This is a genomic window from Erythrobacter mangrovi, assembly GCF_013260645.1.
In the GTDB taxonomy this organism is placed as follows: Bacteria; Pseudomonadota; Alphaproteobacteria; order Sphingomonadales; family Sphingomonadaceae; genus Qipengyuania; species Qipengyuania mangrovi.
Window position 1 is genome coordinate 561,385 of sequence record NZ_CP053921.1, and the last position, 20,358, is coordinate 581,742.

Consider the following 20,358-nt stretch of genomic DNA (forward strand, 5'->3'; position numbering starts at 1 on the left):
TGCGCCACGGCATCGATTTAAAAACCCATTCACAATGTCAAAGACGGCGACCAAGTCGCCTACTCGCTAGAAGCGAGATCCGCTTTCGTTTCATCTATCGGATTAACTGAATGCCTGGTGGAGCCTATCGGGATCGAACCGATGACCTGATGCTTGCAAAGCAACCGCTCTCCCAGCTGAGCTAAGGCCCCTTAACCTGGCAAAAATGGTGGGCCTGAGAGGATTTGAACCTCTGACCTCACCCTTATCAGGGGTGCGCTCTAACCAACTGAGCTACAGGCCCATGCCAGCCACGCTGGCCACAATGGCCGCGGGCGGCAAAGCCAGCTCAGGCAAACAGCAGCAGGCGCAAACCTGCTGCTGAATCCGATTGATGAAAGGACATGAGGACGACGGCAATGTTCTTTGGAAGTCGCGAAGCTCTTCCCGGCACAAGGCCAGGCGCTTTCGAGACAATCCTTAGAAAGGAGGTGATCCAGCCGCAGGTTCCCCTACGGCTACCTTGTTACGACTTCACCCCAGTCGCTGAACCCACCGTGGTAGGCTGCCTCCTTGCGGTTAGCGCACCTCCTTCGGGTTGATCCAACTCCCATGGTGTGACGGGCGGTGTGTACAAGGCCTGGGAACGTATTCACCGCGGCATGCTGATCCGCGATTACTAGCGATTCCGCCTTCATGCTCTCGAGTTGCAGAGAACAATCCGAACTGAGACATCTTTTGGAGATTAGCTCACCCTCGCGGGATAGCTGCCCACTGTAGATGCCATTGTAGCACGTGTGTAGCCCAGCCTGTAAGGGCCATGAGGACTTGACGTCATCCCCACCTTCCTCCGGCTTATCACCGGCAGTTTCCTTAAAGTGCCCAACTAAATGATGGCAACTAAGGACGAGGGTTGCGCTCGTTGCGGGACTTAACCCAACATCTCACGACACGAGCTGACGACAGCCATGCAGCACCTGTCACTAGGTCCCCGAAGGGAAGAAATCTGTCTCCAGAAGTCGTCCTAGGATGTCAAAGGCTGGTAAGGTTCTGCGCGTTGCTTCGAATTAAACCACATGCTCCACCGCTTGTGCAGGCCCCCGTCAATTCCTTTGAGTTTTAATCTTGCGACCGTACTCCCCAGGCGGATAACTTAATGCGTTAGCTGCGCCACCCAAGCTCCATGAGCCCGGACAGCTAGTTATCATCGTTTACGGCGTGGACTACCAGGGTATCTAATCCTGTTTGCTCCCCACGCTTTCGCACCTCAGCGTCAATACCTGTCCAGTGAGTCGCCTTCGCCACTGGTGTTCTTCCGAATATCTACGAATTTCACCTCTACACTCGGAATTCCACTCACCTCTCCAGGATTCTAGCTTTCCAGTTTCAAAGGCAGTTCCGGGGTTGAGCCCCGGGATTTCACCCCTGACTTAAAAAGCCGCCTACGTGCGCTTTACGCCCAGTAATTCCGAACAACGCTAGCTCCCTCCGTATTACCGCGGCTGCTGGCACGGAGTTAGCCGGAGCTTATTCTCCAGGTACTGTCATTATCATCCCTGGTAAAAGAGCTTTACAACCCTAAGGCCTTCATCACTCACGCGGCATTGCTGGATCAGGCTTTCGCCCATTGTCCAATATTCCCCACTGCTGCCTCCCGTAGGAGTCTGGGCCGTGTCTCAGTCCCAGTGTGGCTGATCATCCTCTCAGACCAGCTAAGGATCGTCGCCTTGGTAGGCCATTACCCCACCAACTAGCTAATCCTACGCGGGCCCATCCAAAGGCGATAAATCTTTGGTCTTTCGACATTATCCGGTATTAGCAGTCATTTCTAACTGTTATTCCGAACCTAAGGGCAGGTTCCCACGCGTTACGCACCCGTGCGCCACTAAGGCCGAAGCCTTCGTTCGACTTGCATGTGTTAGGCATGCCGCCAGCGTTCGTTCTGAGCCAGGATCAAACTCTCAAGTTTGTGTCACACACCAAGCAGGCACGGGGAAAACCCCGCCGACCTGACTGGCATGAGCTTCAAGGAGCCGATACCTGCACTGTCAAACGTAATGGATACGAATGAACATGCTTACCATCCGGGCGAGCGTGGAGCCCGCGATCGGATGTGGCGATCGGCTTAGAGTAACCGGTTACCGGAGCCTTGAGGTCCCCGGACCGGGCGCCGTCGCCCACATGTCCCTTCATCAAAAACCAACAATGTCAAAGAGCCGCCTGGACAGTTATAGCGGACAGCTTTTGGTTCCCCGATTTACACCGGGGGAGCCGGCTATCCGTTTCTGTTGGCGACCGAAGCAGTGGGCGGTGGAAGCCGCCAGCGCCGCGTCGGTGAGGGCCATCTAGGCTTGGTGTTGGATTCGGTCAACCGACTTTTGCAATTTTGTTGCGTCTTTTTTTCGAACCCTAGGAATTCTGCGGGTTTGGGGCGTTTTTTGACGGCGAAGGTCGGTTTCGCCTGCGGTAAAACCCAACCGCACAGCCGTTGGATCGGGCCGCATTGCGGTGAAACGGCACATGAATCGGGGGTGATTCAGCGGTGAATCGCAATGTGTTGGCAGGGGAATCGCGAGTCAGCCTGCTCGCATTCGCCACGAATCGCGCGTGGCATCATGTGATAACGGGGAGCGGCGTCAGCCAGACAGGGGAACCGGAAGGATTCGGCAGGCGTGTGCGCAGTGCGCTGGCGTGGCGCTGGGGCAGCCAATTCGTTGCGCAGCTGTTCACCTGGGGTGCCACCATCATGGTCGTGCGCCTGCTGGTCCCAGTAGACTACGGCCTGTTCGCCATGAGCCAGGTGGTGGTGGTGGCCTTGAACTTCCTCAATGGATGGAGCTTCGCCACTTCGTTGATCCAGGCCGACAGGGTGGAGAAGCGGGAAGTCGGGCAGGTCTTCGCCCTACTGCTGCTTATGAATGGGACGCTGGCAGTGGCACAGCCGGTGCTCGCACCCGCCGCCGCGGCTTATTATCGCGAGCCGGCGGTTGCCGACCTGCTGCGGGTCCAGGCGCTGATCTTTGCGACCACGCCGTTCATCGCCCTGCCCCAGGCCCTGCTCTCGCGGCGGCTTGAGTTCCGGGCGCAGGCCGTGGCGAACCTCGCCAGCGCGATCGTAGGCGCGCTGACGGCGTTGGCGCTTGCCTGGTTCGGCTTCGGCGTCTGGGCGCTGGTCTATGCCCCCATCCTTGCCTTCGCCACTCGCGGCGTGATGATGACCATTGCGACAAGGACATTACCCCTGCCAGTGTTCGATTTCCGCGGGGCAGGCAGGCTGATCGGTTTCGGCGGTACGCTGACGCTGTGCCAGCTGTTCTGAATCCTGCAGAGCCAGTCGGACGTCTTTATCGCCGGGCGCGGTTTCGAGGCGCACCAACTCGGCCTGTATTCCGAGGCGCTGTTCCTCACGCTGATCGTCACCGGCCGCTTCCTGCCGCCGATCAACGATGTCGCCTTTCCCGCCTATGCCGAATTGCACAAGGCCGGACACAGCCTAGCCCCCTATTTCGTCCGCACGCCGCGCACCGTCCTGCTGGTCACAGCGCCTATATATAGAGCTGGTGCTTACTGCCCCCAATGCGATCCTGTTTGTCTTCGGCGAAAAGTGGACAGGGATGGCCCCGTTGGTTGCCGCGGTTGCCCCGGTCATGCCGCTTATGGCCGTGCAGATCGTCTGCAGCCCTGCAACCAATGCTACGGGCGACCCGCGGATCTAACTCGCCACCAGCGTCTGTGGCGCCCTACTCTTCGTGGCCGCCTTCCTGGTGGGGGTGGACTTTGGGCCCGAAGGCCTGGTGCGCGCCTGGTGGTTCGCCGCCCCCCGCATTGCTCGCAGTGACGCTGGCACTGACGTTGCCGGCGGTGGGCGTACGCATTAGAACATTGGCCAAGGCTGCGCTGCCGCCACTGGTCGCCTGCGCGATCATCGCCCTTGCCCTGGAAGGCGCGCGCCTGGTGTTGCCGGCCGACCTGCATCCCGGATTGATGCTCGCTGTGCTCGTCCCGCTCGGCGCCCTGACATACATTGGCGTATTGGTTGCCTTCTGGCGTGACGTCGTACGCAAGAGCATCGCCATGCTGCGCAGATGAGATTTTGGCAGATCGCCCCGGCGTGATATCCTGCGATCAGTGGCGACCTGCTTTGTTAGGCGCCGCTGGGAGAGACACGATGGCGCTTCGCGGCCTGATCGCGGGATGCGCGCTGGCCCTTGCCGGCGGCGTTGCAGCCCAGACTGACAGTGCAGGCAGCATGCTGGGCAACATCGCGGCCGACGAGGCGGCGATGTTGCGCGACCGGCATGAACGCATGACCGTGCCCGTCACGATCGGCGGTGCGGGTCCCTATCGCTTCCTGATCGACACCGGCGCACAGGCAACCGTCGTCACCCATGAACTGGTCGAGGACCTTTCGCTGCGCCATAGCGGGCGTGCGACATTGGTGGCGATGGGTGGGACCAGCGTGGTCGACACGGTCGAACTCGACAATCTCGAATTCGCCAATCGCTCGGTCAGTGGCCTGATCTCACCCGCCCTCAACGCCACACATATAGGTGCGGACGGCATCCTCGGCCTCGACAGCCTGCAGGATACGAGAGTGCTGATGGATTTTCGCGAAGGGCGGATGAAGATCGCCGACGTTCCAGGCGAGCAGAGCAATTCCGGCTATGAGATCATCGTGCGGGCACGCCGCAAGCTGGGGCAGATGATCATCACCGACGCCAAGGTCGATGGAGTGCGGACTTCGGTGATCATCGATACCGGGGCCCAGACCTCGATGGCCAACACCGCGCTGCTCCGCCGTATCCGCGCGCGCGAGCGCACCGAGATCAAGAGCATCGACGTGCTCGGCACACAGATGTCCAACGGAGCAGTCTGGGTCCGCAAACTGGAAATCGGCGGTGCGGAGATGACCAGCGTTCCGGTAGCAATCGCCGACAGTCCAATTTTCGCAGCGCTCGGGCTGGAGGGCAAGCCCGCCCTGATCCTGGGCGTAGCGAACCTGCGCGCCTTCGACCGGGTCGCAATCGACTTCTCCAACCAGCGTATCCTGTTCGACGTACCGTCGAGCAGCGTGCGCTTCTCCCAGCGCCAATTGCCGACGCTGGCGGAGCGGTTCTAGCAGTCCGGCACAGCACAGCGCTTGCCTGACGGGCGCACTGCCCCCAGATGGGCGACACAATGCCGCCCGAGACCGACTCCCCCGAGCCCCGCGAGGACACCGAAAGCTGGGCCACGGTCCGGCGGTTCCTTCCTTACCTATGGCCTTCGGACAATCCCGTGCTGAAGCGGCGCATCGTCGCGGCCATGATTCTGGTGCTTGCGGCCAAGGCGACGACGCTGGCCCTGCCCTTCGCCTACAAGCGCGCAATCGACGCGATGACCACGCCGACCAACGAGGCTGCGATGGTCGCGCTGGCCTTCGTCATTGCCTATGCCGCCGGGCGCTTCGCAGCGGTGACCTTCGACAACCTGCGCAACATTACCTTCGAACGCGTCGGACAGGAGGCGACCCGCCAGCTGGCCGAGGACACCTTTGCCCGGCTGCACCAGCTGTCGCTGCGGTTTCACTTGTCGCGCCGTACGGGCGAGGTGACCAAGACAATCGACCGCGGAACCAAGAGCATCGACGTCATGCTCTATTTCCTGCTGTTCAACATTGCACCTACCGCGATCGAACTGATCGCCGTCGGGGTAATCTTCTATATCAACTTCGGGTGGGTACTGGTCGCGGCGACCGCGGCGACGGTGACGGCCTATATCGTGGTCACGCGCCAGATCACCGAATGGCGCAACGAACTGCGGCGCCAGATGAACGAGCTTGACGGCACGGCCCTCGCCCGCTCGGTCGACAGCCTGCTCAACTACGAGACGGTCAAATACTTCTCCGCCGAGGGTCGGGAGAAAGCGCGCTACGGCGAATCCGCGCGCGCCTTTGCCGAAGCCGCGGTCCGTTCCGAGAACTCGCTCGGCCTGCTCAACATCAGCCAGGCGCTGATCATGAACCTGCTGATGGGCGGCGCCATGGGCTTCACCGTGTGGCAGTGGAGCAAGGGTGTGTTGACCACCGGCGACCTGGTGCTGGTGAACACCTACCTCATGCAGCTGTTCCGCCCGCTTGACATGCTCGGCATGGTCTATCGCACCGTCCGCCAGGGGCTGATCGACATGGCCGCCATGTTCCGGCTGATCGACACCGAAGCGGAGGTGCGCGACATCCCCAACGCGCCCGCGCTAATCGTCCGCCGCCCCACGCTGCAGTTCGACAATGTCGTGTTCGGCTACGAACCGGACCGCACCATACTGCACGGCCTCAGCTTCGAAGTTCCAGCCGGCCGCCATGTCGCAATCGTCGGTCCCTCGGGCGCGGGCAAGAGCACCATCGGGCGCTTGCTGTTCCGTTTCTACGACCCGCAGGCGGGCCGCATCCTGATCGACGGACAGGACATCGCGAAGGTGACGCAGGTGAGCTTGCGTGAAGCCATCGGGATCGTGCCGCAGGATAGCGTGCTGTTCAACGACACCATCGGCTACAACATCGCCTATGGCCGTGACGGCGCGACGCGTGAAGAGGTCGAGGCCGCTGCTCGTGCGGCGGCGATCATGCCGTTGATCGAGCGCCTGCCCGAAGGCTTCGAAACCGAAGTTGGCGAACGCGGGCTCAAGCTGTCGGGCGGCGAGAAGCAGCGCGTCGCCATCGCCCGCACGCTGGTCAAGGATCCGCCGATCGTGCTGCTCGACGAAGCCACCAGCGCGCTCGACAGCCGGACCGAGCAGGAGATCCTGCGCACCCTCCACCGCGTGTCGGAACATCGCACCACCTTGGCCATTGCGCACCGCCTGTCGACCATCGCCGATGCCGACCACATCCTCGTGCTCGACCAGGGCCGCTTGGCGGAAAGCGGCACGCATCCAGAACTGCTGCGAGTCGGCGGTCTCTATGCGGAAATGTGGGCGCGCCAGCAGGCCGAGGCCGAACAACTGGGCGAGGCCGCAGAGTAACACCTCACCCTCTGGGGTTGTGCTGCACTGCAGCATCGGTCATGGGGCCCGCACATCCGGCGCGATCCCGTGCCTCCATTTCCTGAATAACGGAAACTCCCGCATGCTCGATCGCAGCGCGCTGCACCGCGACTGGACCTCCAACATCCGTGCCGACATCCTGGCCGGGATCGTCGTCGCGCTGGCACTCATCCCCGAGGCGATCGGCTTTTCGATCATCGCCGGTGTCGATCCGCGCGTGGGTCTCTACGCCTCGGTAGCGATCGCAATGGTCGTCGCCTTCACCGGCGGCCGCCCCGGCATGATCAGCGCCGCCACCGCAGCCGTCGCGGTGGTGGTGGTACCGCTGGTGCGCGAGCATGGGGTCGAATATCTCTTCGCGGCGACGATCCTGATGGGCATTTTCCAGGGTATCGCCGCGCTGCTGCGGCTCGACTTGTTGATGCAGTTCGTCAGCCGATCGGTCATCACCGGCTTCGTCAATGCGCTCGCGATCCTGATTTTCATGGCGCAGCTGCCGCAGCTCACCAATGTCGGCTGGGAAACCTACGCGATGGTCGCTGCAGCGTTGGCGATCATCTACCTGTTCCCCAAGCTGACCACCGCTGTCCCCAGCCCGCTGGTCGCGATCATCGTGCTTACGGCACTGTCGATCTGGATCAAAGCGCCCGTCAACACCGTGTCGGACATGGGACAACTGCCCGAAGGCCTTCCCTATTTCGTGCTGCCCGACGTTCCCCTGACCTGGGAAACCTTGCAGATCATCGCCCCCTATTCGGCAACCATGGCCGCGGTCGGCCTGCTCGAATCGCTGCTAACCGCGCAGATCGTCGACGACATGACGCACACCGGCAGCAACAAGCGCCGTGAAAGCGCGGGCCAGGGCGTCGCCAATATCGTTGCGGCGTTCTTCGGCGGCATGGGCGGGTGCGCCATGATCGGACAATCGGTGATCAACGTGACCAGCGGCGGGCGCGGTCGCCTGTCGACCTTCACCGCCGGCTTCGCGCTGCTCATCCTGCTTGCCGCGCTCGGCGATCTCGTCGGCCAGGTGCCGATGCCCGCACTGGTGGCGATCATGATCATGGTTTCGATCGGGACGTTCAGCTGGAATTCGATCCCCAATATCGGGAAGCATCCATGGCAGAGTTCGGTCGTGATGGTCGTCACCGTGGTGGTGGTCGTGGCGACGCATAATCTTGCGCTTGGCGTGCTCGCAGGGGTGATCCTTTCGGGCGTGTTCTTCACCCACAAGGTGATGACCATGTTCGAAGTCGTGCGCGAGCGCGAAGGCGATACGGCAATCTACCGTGCCAAGGGTCAGATCTTCTATGCCAGCGTCGAGCGGTTCGAAGCGGCGCTTGGCCCCGAAAGCAGCATGCCAGACCCGGCAGACCACGTGATCATCGACGTGCGCAAGGCGCATTTCTGGGACATCTCGGCCATCGGCGCGCTCGACAAGGTGGTTGAACGGATGCGCCGGAACGGACGCAGCGTTCAGGTCCGCGGACTAAACCGCGCCAGCGCCGACCTGTTCGATAAATACGCCCTGACCGACAAGACCGGGGTCGAAATCGGCCTGGCGCCTCACCCCTGAGAGGCGGAGAGGTCAAGGAGAAGGTCCAGCGCCTCCTCGGCGCGTTCCGCCGGCACGAAGGCATGGTCGTGATGCAGCGCCGCAACCATGTTGCAGGCGATCCCCGCCTCGGCGAGCCTGCTCGCCACCGCCGCCGTCAGCCCCACGCCTTCAAGGTCCGAATTTACCTCGAGCACAATGCGAGCAAAGGCCGGCGCACCTTCCGGGGCGAGCGCAGCGGGCACGATCGCGCTGACACCCTCGTCCTCGCGGAACGTGCCGATCGCCGCGCCAAGCAGCTCGGGAGCCCGGTCGGGCGTCACCGCCACGAAGCACCAGTGCCGCTCGTCGAGCCGCGGGCTCATCTGCGCGATCATCGCCCGGGTATTGCGCACCGGGCCTGCCATCACAGGATATACTTGCTGAGGTCGGTGTTGCCCGCGAGGTCTTCCAGTCGCTCACGGACATAGGCGGCATCGATGGTCACGGTCTCGTCCTTGCGATCCTCTGCCTCGAAGCTGATGTCTTCGAGCAGGCGTTCCATCACCGTCTGCAGACGCCGGGCACCGATGTTCTCGACGGTCTCATTCACCTGCGCGGCCACGCGCGCGACTTCGCCGATGGCGTCGTCGGCGAATTCAAGGGTGACGTCTTCGGTGCCAAGCAGCGCGCTATATTGCTCGACGAGGTTGGCGCGCGTTTCGTTGAGGATGCGGACGAAGTCCTCCTCGGTCAGCGCGCGCAGCTCGACGCGGATCGGAAGGCGGCCCTGCAGTTCGGGCAGCATGTCGCTGGGCTTGGCCACGTGGAACGCCCCCGATGCGATGAACAGGACATGGTCGGTCTTCATCGGGCCGTATTTGGTGGCAACGGTGGTGCCCTCGATCAGCGGCAGCAGGTCACGCTGCACGCCTTCGCGGCTCACACTCCCACCGCGCACGTCCGAAACCGCGATCTTGTCGATCTCGTCGAGGAACACGATGCCGTTGGTCTCCGCATTCTCCAGCGCAACGCGGGCGACGTCGTCCTGGTCCATGCGCTTCTCGGCCTCTTCCTCGACCAGCCGGTCCCACGCATCGGGGACCTTGAGCTTGCGCCGCTTCATCGGCTGCTTGCCCATCGCCTTGCCGAGCATATCGGACAGGTTGATCATGCCAACGCCGCCGGGCATGCCCGGGATCTCCATTGAACCCGAGGGAGTCTCGGCCACTTCGATCTCGACCTCGGTCTCGTTCATCGAATTGTCGACGATCCGCGCGCGAAAAGCCTCGCGCGTCGCCTCGCTGGCATTGTCGCCGACTAACGCGGTGAGCAACCGATCCATCGCGGCCTTGCTGGCCGCCTCGCGCACGGCTTCGCGGCGGCGATCCTTCTCCAACCGGATCGCCTCTTCGACCAGGTCGCGGGCGATCTGTTCGACGTCGCGCCCGACATAGCCGACCTCGGTGAACTTGGTCGCTTCGACCTTCACGAAGGGCGCATTGGCCAGCTTGGCCAGCCGGCGGCTGATCTCGGTCTTGCCGCAGCCCGTGGGGCCGATCATCAGGATATTCTTGGGCGTCACTTCGTCGCGCAGCTCCGGGCCGAGGCGCTGGCGACGCCAGCGGTTGCGCAGTGCCACGGCAACCGCGCGCTTGGCGTCCTTCTGGCCAATGATGTGCTCGTCGAGCGCGGCGACGATCGCCTTGGGGGTCAGGGTATCGGTCATGGTTTTGCTGGGCCGCTCAGACCGTTTCGACGGTCAAATTGTTGTTCGTGAAGACGCAGACGTCGGCGGCCACCGCCATCGCCTTGCGCGCGATCGTTTCCGGGTCGGTTTCATAATCAGACAAGGCACGGGCTGCGGACAGAGCGTACATGCCCCCGCTACCGATCGCCGCGATGCCCCCTTCGGGTTCAAGCACGTCACCATTGCCGGTAAGGACCAGCAGGTTCTCCTTGTCCGCAACGATCATCAATGCTTCGAGATTGCGCAGGTACTTGTCCATGCGCCAGTCCTTGGTCATCTCGACCGCGGCGCGCAGGAGCTGGCCGTTATACTGCTCGAGCTTCTTCTCAAGCCGCTCGAACAGGGTGAAGGCATCGGCCGTCGCGCCCGCGAATCCGGCCACGACCTTGCCGCCCTCGCCGATCCGGCGGACCTTCTTAGCATTGGGCTTCATCACCGTGTTGCCCATCGAAACCTGACCGTCACCCGCGATCACGGTCACGTCGCCGCGCCTGACCCCGATGATGGTGGTGGAGTGCCACTGCACGAGGCCGTGGCTGTCGCTGTTCGAGTTCATGCTGCGCGATATGGGGCGCACAGCACGAGGGTCAAGCGGCAGGGTTACTGCGGAGCCCCGGCGCCCGGTGCGCCGACCGCGCCGATGTTGCCGAACAGGTCTTCGAGGAAACCACGCTCACGGCCCAGCGTGGGCGTCTTGTCGCCATCGGGGCTGAGATAGGCGACCTTTTCAATGCCCGTGCGATCGGCCGAAATGACGTTTCCGGCGCCGTCGAAGCGGATGGCCAGCACGCTGTGTTCCTGGATCCGCGGGCGGACGAAGGGTTTGCGGCCAGTGGTGCTGGAGACGTAATACCAGGTCGGCTCGCCAAACTGGCTGGTAAAGGTCGGGCGGCCGAGAGTTCCTGCAACCGAGGTCTGGTTGTCGATCCCCGGCTGGATTGCAGAGGTCAGCACCGGGTCAACGATATAACCGCGCGATTCGCGGATCGACGAACAGCCGCTGGTTGCGACGCCCGCAACTGCAATCAGGGCGAGGCCAAGAATCTTCGTGCCGTTCATGGAACCAGCAAATCTCCGTCTTCAAGGGCGCTTGGCCGCTGGCGGCCATCTCCCTATATGCTCGGCCACGCCTTAGTCCGAAAGCGACCGGCCATGCAATGTGGTATGGTTCATCGCTTGGGGATCGCGGCCTGTATTGCCGCTGAACGGAGAATCCTCTTGTCCTTGCTTGCCCGTCTATTCGGCACATCCACCGACCCGCGAGAAGAATGGCGCGCGCTGTGGCACCGTGTGGTCAGCGAAGCGCGCGACCCCGATTGGTACCGGATGTGCGGCGTCGCCGACACGATCGAAGGTCGCTACGACATGATCACTCTGGTGCTCGCACTGGTGATGCTGCGGATGGAGGATGAAGGCGACATGGGCCCCGCCACCGCGCGCATGACCGAACTGTTTGCCGAAGATATGGAAGGCCAGCTGCGCGAAGCCGGGATCGGCGATCCCACCGTGGGCAAGAAGATATCCGCGCTGATGGCCAGCATGAACGGGCGCATCGGCGCCTATCGCGAGGGACTGCGTAGCGATCCCAAGGTGCTGGTCGAGGCGGTGCGGCGCAATGTCACCATGGCCCAGCCCGACGAGGCAGAGGCCTTGGTCCAGCGCATGGCCGCGCTTCACGCGCGGCTGGCGCGGTCGCCTATCGATGGATTGCGCAAGGGGGAGATCGCGGCATGAGCGTCCCAAACAGCGCCGCTGGCGAACTGGTCCGGCTGGTCAAGCCGCGCGCACTGCCCGCCGAGGCCTTGACCGTCGAGGCAAACGAGGCCGAGCGCGCTGCATTGGCCGGTCGGCTCGGGGTCACCGCGGTCCACAAGCTGGTGGCCGAGGTGACGTTCGACACCAAGGACGAAGCCGTGCTGGCAAACGGCAAGCTCTCCGCGACGATCGAACAGCCCTGCGCCGTCACGCAGGACGATTTCGTTTATGCGGTGGACGAGCCGTTGACGCTGCGCTTCGTTCCAACGCGTCCGCTTCCCGAATTTGCCCCTGACGAAGAAATTGAACTCGACAGCGAGGATCTCGACGAAATCGAATATGAGGGCGATGCCTTCGACTTGGGCGAGGCGATCGCGCAATCGCTGGCACTTGCCCTAGACCCCTATCGCGAAGGTCCTGGTGCCGATGCCGCGCGCAAGGCGGCCGGCATCGTCAGCGACGAAGAGCTGATACCCAGCGGACCACTGGCCGAAGCGCTGGCGGCGTTGAAGGGCAAGGGTGGCTAAAGCCTGAAATTGGGTGAGGCGCCGACCGCCTTACCGAGCGAACTCGCGGCCAAATCCATTCCGCCGTGTTACTAGCGCTCCCAAATTTGCTAGAGCTGGTGCCATCTGGCGGGTGGGAATGGTGATCGGAGCGAAGGCGCTTGGGAGGAGAGGCACATGCAGGTCGAACATGGCACGATAGTTTTGGTAGCCGACGGAGCTAAGCTGCTGCTGTTTCGGAACGAGGGTGATCGGAAGTACGCGGTACTCGAAACCCTCTCCCATGATGCGATTGAAGACGCCCCCACTCGCGAGCATGGAACGGATACCCCGGGCCGAACCCAATCAAGCATCGGCGACCGGCGAAGCAGCTATGGAGAGCCCGATTGGCACAGCCGATCCGAGGACGACTTTGCCCGCCACGCCGCTGCCCTGTGCGAACAGACTGCGGCAGCCCATCCTGAGGCCGGTATCGTCGTCATCGCGACGCCAAGAACGCTCGGCGAGTTGCGGAAGTACTATGGTCGCGAGACAGCGAGGCGGCTGCTTGCGGAGATCGACAAGGACCTTGCCAGCCATACGACAGATGACGTGATAGCGACATTAGCGGCGCATCAATAACCTTGGCGGTATCGGGGCGACCGGCCGACCTGGCTTGGTCAGCCTATTTCAGCATCAGCACCCCGTCGTATTCGGCGTCTGCCATGGAGTGGAACCTTGCCACTCAATCGTCTTGCTTCAGAGCATCGAGATAGGCGAGGAGGTTAGCGATGTCGTCGTCTTCGAATACGAAGACCGGCATTTCCATCGTGTGGCCGATCTGAACTCCACGCTCAAACGACGCCTCTACCGCCCACTCCGGCAAGCGGCGGGCCGCCCTACGAAGGCTGGGAGCGTTCGGATTGGGCGAAACGCCGTCATCAAGAGCGTGACAACTGGCGCAGTTCGCCTGGGCAAAGGCCCTTCCCTCGGCTGCACTTTCAGAGAGAGTATCAGCCTCGCGATCGGTGGCGCAAGCTGCGACGAGGAGCGGACTTGCCAGGATAACTAGACGCTTGAACACGAGATGGACCCCTTTCCCACTGGAGCAGTGTATTGCAGCGAGGCAGGAGAACACAAGTGAGCCTCGGACGAAGGTAGTATCAGCTGCGAGGATCCACCATTGGGTCGCTTGCGGACGCTCCCCGCTTTCCTGGTCGCTTGGCATCCAGCCATGATCACGCCCGTTCTTTCGCATCGTTGGCTGCCCAGCCCTCGGGCGGAGATTTTAGTTCAAAGACATTGTCCCATGTGTTCCCTCGGTTCAGCCCGGCGCACGCCAGGCTGAACGCCGAGTGCGACTCAGAACGGGATGTCGTCGTCGAGATCGTCGTAGTTCGAACCGCCTGACGCGCCGCCGCCGAAGCCGCTGCCCGAGCCGGCCGCCGCGCCGCTCGATGGAGCACCACCGTAACTTCCGCCAGAGCTTCCGCCCTGATCCCAGTTGCCGCCGCTGCGCTGGCCGCCACCACCACCCGAACCTTGGGGCCCGTCAAGCATGGTCAGCGTGCCGTTCATGCCGCGGATCACAACCTCGGTCGAATAGCGATCGTTGCCGCTCTGGTCCTGCCACTTGCGGGTCTGGAGCGACCCTTCGACATAGACTTTGGAACCCTTGCGCAGGTAGCGCTCGACCACGCCGACCAGGCCTTCGGAGAAGATCGCAACGGTGTGCCACTCGGTGCGTTCCTGCCGCTCGCCGGTGTTGCGATCCTTCCAGGTTTCGCTGGTGGCGATGCGCAGGTTCGCAACCTTGCCGCCATTCTGGAAGCTGCGGATTTCCGGATCGGCCCCGAGATTCCCGATCAGCATGACTTTGTTGAGGCTTCCGGCCATCGATTCGTCCCTTCGTATCTGTTGGCCTTGGCCTAACCCACGGTGCGAGTCGCTTCTAGGGCCGTTCCCGAGTTTCCCCCGTAGCGGAGGAGATTGCCTAGAGCCCCAGCGCGGTCGCCAGCCAGAAGGTCAGCCCCGCGAAGAGGTAGGCGAGCGTGAACAGATACCCGATCATGAAGGCCGGCCACTTCCAGCCATTGGTCTCGCGCCGGGCGACGGCGATGGTCGAGATGCATTGCGGGGCAAAGACGAACCAGGCGAGGAATGCCAGCGCAGTGGGCAGGCTCCACAAGGCAGCGATCTTGTCGGTCACGCCGGCGGCGGCGAGATCCTCGTCTTCGGCGTCGACGGCATAGGTCGTCGCCAGCGCGGATACCGCGACTTCGCGCGCCGCCATGGCCGGGATCAGCGCAAGGCTAATTTCGCGGTTGAAGCCGATTGGTGCGAGGATAGGGTGCATCACATCGGCGACATGGCCGGCGATGCTCGCGTCCATCTGGCCCTCGCCCGGCTCGGCCTTGGGGAAGCTGAGCATCAACCACAACACGATGGTGACGGTGAAGATGATCGTGCCTGCACGGCGCAGGAACACCCAGGCGCGCTGCCACAGCCCGATGGCCAAGTCCTTGACGCGCGGCATCTGGTAGCGCGGCATCTCCATGATGAAGCCGCTCGCGGTCCCGCGCGTGATCGTACGCCGCAGCACTAGGGCCGCGACCATCGCGCCGACGATGCCGATGACATAGAGCGCGAACAGCACCAGTCCCTGCAGCCCGATTCCTGGCCCAACCGAGGTCTTGGGGATTACTGCAGAGATGATCACCGCATAGACCGGAAGTCGCGCCGAACAGGTCATCAAGGGCGCGATCAGGATCGTCGTCAGGCGGTCCTTGGGATCGGGAATGCTCCGCGTCGCCATGATGCCCGGGATAGCGCAGGCGAAGCTCGACAACAGCGGGATGAAGCTCTTTCCCGAAAGGCCCACGCTGGCCATCAGCCGGTCCATCAGGAACGCCGCGCGCGCCATGTATCCGCTCGCCTCCATCACCAGGATGAAGAAGAACAGGATGACGATCTGTGGGAGGAACACGACCACCGAGCCTACCCCGGCGAGTACGCCTTCGGTCAGCAGGTCGCGGAAGAAGCCGGATGGCAGCGTGTCGCCAACTGCCTGCGAGACGAGGCCGACCCCGGCCTCCAGCGCGTCGGCAAAGGGGGTCGCCCAGGCGAACACTGCCTGGAAGATCACGAACAGCAGGCCGAACAGGATCAGCGGTCCGACCCACGGATTGAGCAGCACCCGGTCGATGCCGTTCTCGATCGTGTGGCGGGTCGATTTCGAGAGGATCGCGGCGCGCGCCATGTGCTTCGCGGTCAGCCGCCGTTCTGGCAACGTGACGTGCCAGCGCTTGTGAGCTTCCTCATCGGCGTGGGTTTCCGCCTCGGCGATCGCGTCGGCCAGCTCCGCTATGCCGCGTTTGCGCACCGCGACCGTCGCGATCACGGGGACGCCGAGCGCTTCTGCCAGTGCGGCGGGATCGAGCGTCAGTCCGTCGCGCTCGGCGAGATCGACCATGTTGAGCGCCACGACCGTCGGGCGACCGAGCTCAAGCACTTCCTGCGCGAAGACCAGGTGCTGCTCGAGGTTCGCCGCGTCGAGCACCAGGATTATGACGTCGGGCGTTGCCTCGCCTTCGAGCTCGCCGTGAATGACCCGGCGAGTCACTTCCTCATCCGGGCTCGCCGCGTCGAAGCTGTAGGATCCGGGCAGGTCGATCAGTTCGACTGGCTCGCCCGAAGGCAGGATTAGCCGCCCGGCCTTTCGTTCGACTGTGACCCCCGCATAATTGGCAATCTTTTGCCGTGCGCCCGTCAGCGCGTTGAACAACGCGCTCTTGCCCGAATTGGGATTGCCGACCAGAGCGGCGGTACGCTTGCGGGTCATACCGGTTCGACCTCGATCGCTCGCGCATGGGATCGGCGCAGAGCAATGGTCATCCGGCCAAGCCGAATCGCCAGCGGATCGCGCCCGCCGAAGATGCCGCGATGGACGATAGCAACTTCAGCCCCTTCGTCGACGCCGAGGGCCTTGAGGCGCTTCCCTTCGTCCTCGGCCAGTACCGCCCAGTTCACCGCAACGATTCGCGCGGCAGTTTCGTGTTCGAACCCGTCTAGAGTCATGAGCGCCGCCCTGTCAGATGTCGACGCTTGTTGCAACTCGTTATCAATAGCGGTTCGTCGCATTGCCGCCAGTTAGCAGGGAGAGTTCGGGCGATCCTTGACGCGCGTCAAGCGCGCAGGATCACCGCGCAGGGTAGCGAAGGCGGCCGAGGAAACGCGATATGCTGAAGTGCTCGCGCTCAGGATTGAGCCACTTGGCCTTGACCTGTTCAAACTTCATCACCCCGTCGATCCGGCGGTCGAGGAAAGCGCGTGTCTCAACCTTGCCTTCGCTCTGGTCGTCGACGAACACCGCCAGCGTCGCAGCATAGATCGAGGCGAGAATCGCGCGCTTGGTGTAGTGGTTGTAGTCGGTCGCCGTATCGCCCGCGAGCCGCCACATCACATCGGCGCTGTTCCAACCGGTCTTGAGCGCCTTGGCGACATTCTGCGGCATGGCCATGATGGCGAGCGCACGACGCAGCGCTTCCTCCTGCCCAGAAACCGCGTCGAGGCGGTACTGGATGAGGCTGCGAATGCGCTCGCGGATCTTCATTGCCGCCAGCTTTTCCGGGCGTAGGTCAAGCGCCATCCGGCGATCGATCGTTTCGATCCAGGCGGCAATCATGCCGAATGCACCATCGTCCTTGAACGCCAGCCGCGCCACATCGCGGTCGGCGCCAAGCTGATCGGCAGCCATTTCCAGCGCAGCATCGCCCCAGCCATCGAAAACCGCGGCTTCAGCGATACCGGGAGCGAGCGCCAGGCGCAGCTCGTCGAGAGTGAGATCGGCAACGTCCATGAGATCAGTTCGGCCCGTAATCCTTGCTCTTTTCACCACGCTCGGCGATCGCGCGCTCGATCTCGTCAAGAACCCGTGAGCGCGCGCCCATCAACTCGGCGTAATCGCGTGCAGTCCGCCCCGAATTGTCCGCTCGTTCGGGATTCGCTCCCTTGGCGATCAACGCACGGATCATCTCGACATCGCGGCGGTGGACGGCCGAAATGAGCGGAGTTTCGCCGGCGATATTGGTCGTATCGACCTGCGCGCCGTGCTTGAGCAGAAGCTCAACGCCTTCAATGAAACCAAGCTGCACGGCGATTTCAAGCGGCGACACTCCGTCGCGTGTCTCGATGTTTGGATTCGCACCCTTTTGCAGCAGGAAACGGACCCAAGTCGGATCGCGGCGCTGCGTCGCGATGTGCAAGCCGGTTTCCCCGCTGGTGATGTCACGGGCATTGACCAGGACGCTGCCCGGTTCATCGAGCAATTCGCTTGCCTTGGTCCCGTCGCGATCGCGCACCGCCTCAAGGAACTCATAGCCTTCCCGTTTGCGCTGGGCATCGGCCGGCGAAGCCACCAAAGCCAGTATCGCAAAACCCAAAATCGCACCGAGTTTCACATCGAGCACGCGCTTGAACACTTCTCTTACCCCTGTCGTTTTCCGCAAGTCTGTGAGGGTGTATCCCTTGAACCGGCGCAGTTAGCAGACCATGAACCGGGATACTATGCCCCGACTGAAAAGCCTCACCATTGTCGCCCCCCTTGCAACCCTGTTCATGCTGCCAGGCTGCGGCAGCAATGTATCGGGTGATCCGCCACCGCTCGAGGGTGGCCGAATCGGGGGCGACTTTACACTGACCGGCGAAGATGGTGGGCCGGTCAGCTGGAAGGACTTCGACGGTCAGTACCGCACTGTCTATTTCGGCTACACCTTCTGCCCTGACGTCTGCCCAACCGACAATCAGCGGCTTGGCGCCGGACTAAAATTGTTCGAAAAAAGGCATCCGGCGCTTGGCTCGCAGGTGCAACCACTGTTCGTGAGTGTCGACCCGGCCCGCGATACACCTGCGGTGCTCAAGGAATTCACCGCCAATTTCCATCCGCGCATGATCGGGCTGACCGGTGAGGAAGAGACGCTTCAAGAAGTTGCCGCATCCTTTGCCGCCAGTTTCTCGCGCGGATCGAATTCTCCGAGTGGCGGCTATCTCATGAACCACACCAACATCACCCTCCTGTTCGGACCGAAGGGCGAACCAATCGCCACCATACCGACGGATCAGGATGCCGAGGCAGTTGCCGCGGAATTCGAGAAATGGGTGCATTGAGGGAGCGATTCTGGGAGCTGCCGCTCGCAGCCCTCACCCAACCCGAATGGGAAGCGCTGTGTGATGGTTGCGGGCGCTGCTGCCTCCACAAGGTCGAGTTTGAGGAAACGGGAGAGATCGAGCATACCAATGTGGCTTGTCGTCTCCTCGATACCGAAACCGCGCGCTGTACCGACTACAAGCACCGCAAGGCCTTCGTCCCCGATTGTTTGCGGCTGACACTGAGGATCGTCGACCGAATCAACTGGCTGCCGCCGACCTGCGCCTATCGGCTGCGCGCAGACGGCAAGCCCTTGCCCCGCTGGCACTACTTGTTGACCGGGGATCGCGAAGATGTGATCCGCGCAGGGATATCGGTTGCCGGGCGCGTGATCGGCGAGGATCGGGCCGGACCACTCGAACATCACGTCGTCGATTGGGGCGACGATGAGGATCTCTCATGATCGACTGGCTGCGTCGCGAACCTGAAGACCCGGTGGTCGAGATCGAGGGACGCGTGCTACCGATCGAATTGACCCGCAATGCCCGCGCACAACGACTGACGCTGCGGTTGGCGCCCGATGGCAGGGCCGTCAGGATTACCCTGCCGAACTGGTGTCGTACGGCGGAGGCGGTGGCATTCGCACATGCCCGTCGCGCCTGGCTAACTGAACAGCTGGCCAAGGTTCCTGCGCGGCGCGACCCTGTGCTCGACGGTAAACTGCTATATCGCGGCGGCGAAATTGCGGTCGATTGGGATGCAGGCGCCCCCCGCCGTCCACGACTGGACCGGGACAGACTCGTGCTGGGAGGACCTCAGGATACGCTCGCTCGGCGCCTGCACCGCTGGATCGAGGGCGAGGCACTGCGCCTCTTTACCGACGACGCCCGCGACTACTGTGCCCGCGCCGATCTTTCTTTCGCGGGTGTCAGGCTAACCCGCGCTCGCCGTCGTTGGGGAAGTTGTTCTTCCGAGGGCGTCTTGCGGCTGAACTGGCGGCTGGTGCAGGCCCCCGACACAGTCCGGCGATCGGTCGTGGCCCACGAGGTCGCGCACCTCGTACACTTCGACCATTCGCCAGCATTCCATGCGTTGCTCGATCGCCTGTTCGAGGAAGACGTCGAGGAAGCCAATCGCTGGCTCAGTCGACACGGTCGCACGCTCTACGCAACCTTCGGCTGAGCGCGCCCCACTGGCGCACAGCGGCAATCCTGCCTATCTAGGGCGCCATGCGTTTCAAGAGCCGCTTCAACCCGGTGGGCGGGGTCACCGATCTCCTCACTTACATCCGCCAGCCGACTCCGCATCGCTGGCCGATCCTGTTTGCGTCCTGTCTCATGACGTTCGGGCTACTGTTCTGGGTCACTAAGGAATCCGTCTTCGTCCCGCCCGAACCACCCAAGGTGGTCTATATCAGCACCTTTGCAGAAGGGCGTAGTGACGAGGAAATCCGCCAGTCCAACGTCGAAAACCAGAAACGCAAGGAAGAGCGCGAGGCTGAGCTCGCAGAGCTGCGCCAGAAGAAGGTCGATGCCTACAAGGCGCTGGGCCGTGCGACGGGTCTTGATGTCGATAGCATGGCCAAGCAAGCCGAAGCGGAGAACGCCCGTGAAGCGGCCGCGCGTGAGGCGCGGCAGAAGGAACTCTACCAGGCGGGCACGACCCTTGGCGACAAACCCGAGTGACGCTC

Annotated in this window: 23 protein-coding genes, 2 tRNA genes, 1 rRNA gene and 1 pseudogene; 13 read left to right on the forward strand and 14 right to left on the reverse strand. The window is 62.7% G+C overall.

Annotated elements, in window-relative coordinates:
• Nucleotides 1-115 precede the first annotated feature (115 nt).
• From HQR01_RS02825 to HQR01_RS02835, 3 genes are all read right to left on the reverse strand, one after another.
• Nucleotides 116-191: transfer RNA gene (locus HQR01_RS02825), tRNA-Ala, on the reverse strand.
• Nucleotides 192-206: 15 nt separating this feature from the next.
• A tRNA-Ile gene (locus HQR01_RS02830) sits at nucleotides 207-283 on the reverse strand.
• A 180-nt stretch (nucleotides 284-463) separates the two neighbouring features.
• A 16S ribosomal RNA gene (locus HQR01_RS02835) occupies nucleotides 464-1,948 on the reverse strand.
• A gap of 777 nt (nucleotides 1,949-2,725) precedes the next feature.
• Between HQR01_RS02835 and HQR01_RS02840 the strand changes: the two are divergent.
• Nucleotides 2,726-3,475, forward strand: a pseudogene (locus HQR01_RS02840) (oligosaccharide flippase family protein); the annotation flags it as partial.
• A 64-nt stretch (nucleotides 3,476-3,539) separates the two neighbouring features.
• A complete protein-coding gene (locus HQR01_RS15200) occupies nucleotides 3,540-3,695 on the forward strand; it encodes a hypothetical protein (protein ID WP_234030339.1) in 156 nt (51 codons plus the stop codon).
• A gap of 24 nt (nucleotides 3,696-3,719) precedes the next feature.
• Here HQR01_RS15200 and HQR01_RS15310 read toward each other — a convergent pair whose 3' ends face one another.
• Nucleotides 3,720-3,854, reverse strand: coding sequence for a hypothetical protein (locus HQR01_RS15310; RefSeq protein ID WP_267905509.1), 135 nt, complete (start codon nucleotides 3,852-3,854; stop codon nucleotides 3,720-3,722).
• Between HQR01_RS15310 and HQR01_RS02850 the strand changes: the two genes are divergently transcribed.
• The 4 genes from HQR01_RS02850 (at nucleotide 3,841) to HQR01_RS02865 (ending at nucleotide 8,575) form a co-directional block, all read left to right on the forward strand.
• Nucleotides 3,841-4,068, forward strand: a complete 228-nt coding sequence (locus HQR01_RS02850) for a hypothetical protein (protein ID WP_173212375.1) — start codon at nucleotides 3,841-3,843, stop codon at nucleotides 4,066-4,068. The two genes, HQR01_RS15310 and HQR01_RS02850, sit on opposite strands and share 14 nt — an antisense overlap.
• Nucleotides 4,069-4,147: 79 nt before the next feature.
• Nucleotides 4,148-5,098, forward strand: coding sequence for a retroviral-like aspartic protease family protein (locus tag HQR01_RS02855; protein ID WP_173212377.1), 951 nt, complete (start codon nucleotides 4,148-4,150; stop codon nucleotides 5,096-5,098).
• A 59-nt stretch (nucleotides 5,099-5,157) separates the two neighbouring features.
• Nucleotides 5,158-6,978, forward strand: coding sequence for an ABCB family ABC transporter ATP-binding protein/permease (locus HQR01_RS02860; RefSeq protein WP_173216092.1), 1,821 nt, complete (start codon nucleotides 5,158-5,160; stop codon nucleotides 6,976-6,978).
• A gap of 103 nt (nucleotides 6,979-7,081) precedes the next feature.
• Nucleotides 7,082-8,575 carry a SulP family inorganic anion transporter gene (locus HQR01_RS02865; protein ID WP_173212379.1) on the forward strand — a complete coding sequence of 498 codons (1,494 nt, stop codon included), beginning with the start codon at nucleotides 7,082-7,084 and terminating at the stop codon, nucleotides 8,573-8,575.
• On the opposite strand, the gene HQR01_RS02870 is transcribed toward HQR01_RS02865, so the two are convergent.
• The 4 genes from HQR01_RS02870 to HQR01_RS02885 are packed head-to-tail and all read right to left on the reverse strand — an operon-like array spanning nucleotide 8,566 to nucleotide 11,342.
• Nucleotides 8,566-8,949 carry an ACT domain-containing protein gene (locus HQR01_RS02870; RefSeq protein WP_234030229.1) on the reverse strand — a complete coding sequence of 128 codons (384 nt, stop codon included), beginning with the start codon at nucleotides 8,947-8,949 and terminating at the stop codon, nucleotides 8,566-8,568. The two genes, HQR01_RS02865 and HQR01_RS02870, sit on opposite strands and share 10 nt — an antisense overlap.
• An 11-nt stretch (nucleotides 8,950-8,960) precedes the next feature.
• The gene (gene hslU, locus HQR01_RS02875; protein ID WP_173212383.1) at nucleotides 8,961-10,262 is read right to left on the reverse strand and encodes an ATP-dependent protease ATPase subunit HslU; all 1,302 of its coding nucleotides are present in this window, start codon (nucleotides 10,260-10,262) and stop codon (nucleotides 8,961-8,963) included.
• Between the two features lie 16 nt (nucleotides 10,263-10,278).
• Nucleotides 10,279-10,839, reverse strand: a complete 561-nt coding sequence (gene hslV, locus HQR01_RS02880; protein WP_173212385.1) for an ATP-dependent protease subunit HslV — start codon at nucleotides 10,837-10,839, stop codon at nucleotides 10,279-10,281.
• 44 nt (nucleotides 10,840-10,883) lie between these two features.
• On the reverse strand, nucleotides 10,884-11,342 hold the full coding sequence (locus HQR01_RS02885; RefSeq protein WP_173212386.1) for an outer membrane protein assembly factor BamE: 459 nt from the start codon (nucleotides 11,340-11,342) through the stop codon (nucleotides 10,884-10,886).
• A 159-nt stretch (nucleotides 11,343-11,501) separates the two neighbouring features.
• Between HQR01_RS02885 and HQR01_RS02890 the strand changes: the two genes are divergently transcribed.
• From HQR01_RS02890 to HQR01_RS02900, 3 genes are all read left to right on the forward strand, one after another.
• Nucleotides 11,502-12,017: a ubiquinol-cytochrome C chaperone family protein gene (locus HQR01_RS02890; RefSeq protein WP_173212388.1), complete on the forward strand. Its 516-nt coding sequence runs from the start codon at nucleotides 11,502-11,504 to the stop codon at nucleotides 12,015-12,017.
• The gene (locus HQR01_RS02895) at nucleotides 12,014-12,565 is read left to right on the forward strand and encodes a YceD family protein (RefSeq protein ID WP_173212390.1); all 552 of its coding nucleotides are present in this window, start codon (nucleotides 12,014-12,016) and stop codon (nucleotides 12,563-12,565) included. Before HQR01_RS02890 ends, HQR01_RS02895 begins: the two co-directional genes overlap by 4 nt.
• Before the next feature lie 156 nt (nucleotides 12,566-12,721).
• Nucleotides 12,722-13,165 (forward strand): baeRF12 domain-containing protein, encoded by a 444-nt coding sequence (locus tag HQR01_RS02900; RefSeq protein ID WP_173212392.1) that lies wholly within the window; start codon nucleotides 12,722-12,724, stop codon nucleotides 13,163-13,165.
• Nucleotides 13,166-13,268: 103 nt separating this feature from the next.
• On the opposite strand, the gene HQR01_RS02905 is transcribed toward HQR01_RS02900, so the two are convergent.
• From HQR01_RS02905 to HQR01_RS02930, 6 genes are all read right to left on the reverse strand, one after another.
• The gene (locus tag HQR01_RS02905; RefSeq protein ID WP_173212394.1) at nucleotides 13,269-13,607 is read right to left on the reverse strand and encodes a c-type cytochrome; all 339 of its coding nucleotides are present in this window, start codon (nucleotides 13,605-13,607) and stop codon (nucleotides 13,269-13,271) included.
• A gap of 278 nt (nucleotides 13,608-13,885) precedes the next feature.
• Nucleotides 13,886-14,419, reverse strand: coding sequence for a single-stranded DNA-binding protein (gene ssb / locus HQR01_RS02910; RefSeq protein ID WP_173212396.1), 534 nt, complete (start codon nucleotides 14,417-14,419; stop codon nucleotides 13,886-13,888).
• Between the two features lie 97 nt (nucleotides 14,420-14,516).
• Nucleotides 14,517-16,364 carry a ferrous iron transport protein B gene (gene feoB, locus HQR01_RS02915; protein WP_173212398.1) on the reverse strand — a complete coding sequence of 616 codons (1,848 nt, stop codon included), beginning with the start codon at nucleotides 16,362-16,364 and terminating at the stop codon, nucleotides 14,517-14,519.
• Nucleotides 16,361-16,600, reverse strand: a complete 240-nt coding sequence (locus HQR01_RS02920; protein ID WP_173212400.1) for a FeoA family protein — start codon at nucleotides 16,598-16,600, stop codon at nucleotides 16,361-16,363. The genes feoB and HQR01_RS02920 overlap by 4 nt, the downstream gene beginning before the upstream one ends.
• Before the next feature lie 121 nt (nucleotides 16,601-16,721).
• Complete coding sequence (locus HQR01_RS02925; RefSeq protein ID WP_173212407.1) at nucleotides 16,722-17,381, reverse strand: COQ9 family protein; 660 nt, start codon at nucleotides 17,379-17,381, stop codon at nucleotides 16,722-16,724.
• 4 nt (nucleotides 17,382-17,385) lie between these two features.
• Nucleotides 17,386-17,991 carry an ankyrin repeat domain-containing protein gene (locus HQR01_RS02930; RefSeq protein ID WP_234030230.1) on the reverse strand — a complete coding sequence of 202 codons (606 nt, stop codon included), beginning with the start codon at nucleotides 17,989-17,991 and terminating at the stop codon, nucleotides 17,386-17,388.
• Nucleotides 17,992-18,088: 97 nt separating this feature from the next.
• Here HQR01_RS02930 and HQR01_RS02935 point away from each other — a divergent pair, with 97 nt between their 5' ends.
• The 4 genes from HQR01_RS02935 to HQR01_RS02950 are packed head-to-tail and all read left to right on the forward strand — an operon-like array spanning nucleotide 18,089 to nucleotide 20,353.
• Nucleotides 18,089-18,688: an SCO family protein gene (locus HQR01_RS02935; protein WP_173212410.1), complete on the forward strand. Its 600-nt coding sequence runs from the start codon at nucleotides 18,089-18,091 to the stop codon at nucleotides 18,686-18,688.
• A complete protein-coding gene (locus tag HQR01_RS02940) occupies nucleotides 18,676-19,131 on the forward strand; it encodes a YcgN family cysteine cluster protein (protein ID WP_173212412.1) in 456 nt (151 codons plus the stop codon). Before HQR01_RS02935 ends, HQR01_RS02940 begins: the two co-directional genes overlap by 13 nt.
• Entirely contained in the window at nucleotides 19,128-19,850 is a 723-nt protein-coding gene (locus HQR01_RS02945; protein WP_173212414.1) for a M48 family metallopeptidase, read from the forward strand. Before HQR01_RS02940 ends, HQR01_RS02945 begins: the two co-directional genes overlap by 4 nt.
• A 47-nt stretch (nucleotides 19,851-19,897) precedes the next feature.
• Nucleotides 19,898-20,353: a hypothetical protein gene (locus HQR01_RS02950; protein WP_173212417.1), complete on the forward strand. Its 456-nt coding sequence runs from the start codon at nucleotides 19,898-19,900 to the stop codon at nucleotides 20,351-20,353.
• The last annotated feature ends 5 nt before the right edge of the window (nucleotides 20,354-20,358 follow it).

Coding starts and splice junctions, on each gene's coding strand:
- HQR01_RS02865 (WP_173212379.1), top strand. CDS start 7,082: ATGCTCGATCGCAGCGCGCTGCACCGCGACTGGACCTCCAACATCCGT.
- HQR01_RS02935 (WP_173212410.1), top strand. CDS start 18,089: ATGCCCCGACTGAAAAGCCTCACCATTGTCGCCCCCCTTGCAACCCTG.
- HQR01_RS02925 (WP_173212407.1), bottom strand. CDS start 17,381: ATGGACGTTGCCGATCTCACTCTCGACGAGCTGCGCCTGGCGCTCGCT.
- feoB (WP_173212398.1), bottom strand. CDS start 16,364: ATGACCCGCAAGCGTACCGCCGCTCTGGTCGGCAATCCCAATTCGGGC.
- HQR01_RS15310 (WP_267905509.1), bottom strand. CDS start 3,854: ATGCGTACGCCCACCGCCGGCAACGTCAGTGCCAGCGTCACTGCGAGC.
- HQR01_RS02945 (WP_173212414.1), top strand. CDS start 19,128: ATGATCGACTGGCTGCGTCGCGAACCTGAAGACCCGGTGGTCGAGATC.
- hslV (WP_173212385.1), bottom strand. CDS start 10,839: ATGAACTCGAACAGCGACAGCCACGGCCTCGTGCAGTGGCACTCCACC.
- HQR01_RS02895 (WP_173212390.1), top strand. CDS start 12,014: ATGAGCGTCCCAAACAGCGCCGCTGGCGAACTGGTCCGGCTGGTCAAG.
- ssb (WP_173212396.1), bottom strand. CDS start 14,419: ATGGCCGGAAGCCTCAACAAAGTCATGCTGATCGGGAATCTCGGGGCC.
- HQR01_RS02855 (WP_173212377.1), top strand. CDS start 4,148: ATGGCGCTTCGCGGCCTGATCGCGGGATGCGCGCTGGCCCTTGCCGGC.
- hslU (WP_173212383.1), bottom strand. CDS start 10,262: ATGACCGATACCCTGACCCCCAAGGCGATCGTCGCCGCGCTCGACGAG.
- HQR01_RS02920 (WP_173212400.1), bottom strand. CDS start 16,600: ATGACTCTAGACGGGTTCGAACACGAAACTGCCGCGCGAATCGTTGCG.
- HQR01_RS02900 (WP_173212392.1), top strand. CDS start 12,722: ATGCAGGTCGAACATGGCACGATAGTTTTGGTAGCCGACGGAGCTAAG.
- HQR01_RS02940 (WP_173212412.1), top strand. CDS start 18,676: ATGGGTGCATTGAGGGAGCGATTCTGGGAGCTGCCGCTCGCAGCCCTC.
- HQR01_RS02950 (WP_173212417.1), top strand. CDS start 19,898: ATGCGTTTCAAGAGCCGCTTCAACCCGGTGGGCGGGGTCACCGATCTC.
- HQR01_RS02860 (WP_173216092.1), top strand. CDS start 5,158: ATGCCGCCCGAGACCGACTCCCCCGAGCCCCGCGAGGACACCGAAAGC.
- HQR01_RS02885 (WP_173212386.1), bottom strand. CDS start 11,342: ATGAACGGCACGAAGATTCTTGGCCTCGCCCTGATTGCAGTTGCGGGC.